The 1,307-nt window shown below is 60.7% G+C and carries 1 pseudogene; it reads left to right on the top strand.

Annotated features, from left to right (window positions below):
• Positions 1 to 76: 76 nt before the first annotated feature.
• Positions 77 to 1,307, top strand: a pseudogene (locus tag QSK43_RS26990) (membrane-bound PQQ-dependent dehydrogenase, glucose/quinate/shikimate family); the annotation flags it as partial.

Raw genomic sequence — 1,307 nt, 5'->3', positions numbered from 1 at the left:
CCAGCGGGAATAGGAGTCAGACGCGTCGGCAAGGCCTACGATATCCCCGTCCACAGAATAACCAAAGGAATACGCTATGATCACTCGGGTAGGTGGCGTCATCGTCGCTCTGCTGGGGCTTGCCATCCTCCTCTTTGGAGCAAAGCTGGCCGTTGCAGGTGGTTCCGCGTTCTATGTCCTCATGGGTCTTGGCCTGACGGTCGCGGGTATTTTGCTGATCATGCGGCGGCAGGCGGGCCTTTGGGTCTATGCCCTGACCCTCGCCACCACTTTCATCTGGACGCTCTACGAAGTTGGTTTCGACAAATGGCAATGGATTCCGCGCGGTGCTCTGGTCATTTTCCTCGGTATCCTGCTTAGCCTGCCCTTCGTCACCAATGGCCTCTCCGACCGGTCGCAAAAGCCGTGGGCACTCCGGCTGACCAACGGCGTCCTGGCGCTGCGTGCCGTCGTCGCCATCATTGCGGTTCTTGGCGTCATCGCCTGGTTCTACGATCCGTTGTCGATCACCGGCAGGCTGGAGAAGACTGCTTCGGCTGACACATCCACGGATCCGAGCGGAGTGGCCTATCCCGCCGATGACTGGACCGCCTATGGCGGCACCAACCTCGGCCAGCGCTACTCGGCGCTGAAGGACGTCAATATCGGCAATGTCAAAGGGCTCAAGGTTGCGTGGGAACACCATACCGGCGACCTGCGCAAGGCCGATCAGGATTCTTCCGAATATACGTTCGAAGCGACGCCCATCAAAGTGAATGGCGGCCTTTATTTCTGCACACCGCACAACATCATCCAGTCGCTTGAGCCGGAAACCGGCAAGGTCCGATGGTCCTTCGATCCGATGATGAAGCGTGACCCGTTCTATCAGCACCAGACATGCCGCGGCGTGTCGTGGAATGACTCGACCGCTTATGTCGCGCCTGCCGACAGCGCGCCCGATCAGCAGGCCGCAACCTCTGCTGCGGTTGCCGAGTGCCCGCGCCGCATTCTTGCCTCGACCGTCGACGCCCGCCTGTTTGCACTGAACGCCGACACCGGCGCGCTGTGCAAGACGTTCGGGGTGGACGGTTATGTCGATCTGATGGAAGGCATGGTCGACACCAACCGCGCCACCTATCAGCAGACATCGGCACCGCTGGTGACCACGGACCTGATCATCCTCGGCAGCGCGATTGCCGACAACTACTACGAAAACAATCCGTCGGGCGTCATCCGCGCCTTCGACGTGCGTACCGGCAAAGTCGTCTGGAAGTTCGACGCCAGCAAGCCGAACGACACGGCGCCGCTTGCGCCGGGCGAACATTACG

Source organism: Rhizobium sp. GR12, from assembly GCF_036596185.1.
Lineage (GTDB): Bacteria > Pseudomonadota > Alphaproteobacteria > Rhizobiales > Rhizobiaceae > Agrobacterium > Agrobacterium nepotum.
This window is presented reverse-complemented; position numbering and strand designations above follow the sequence as displayed.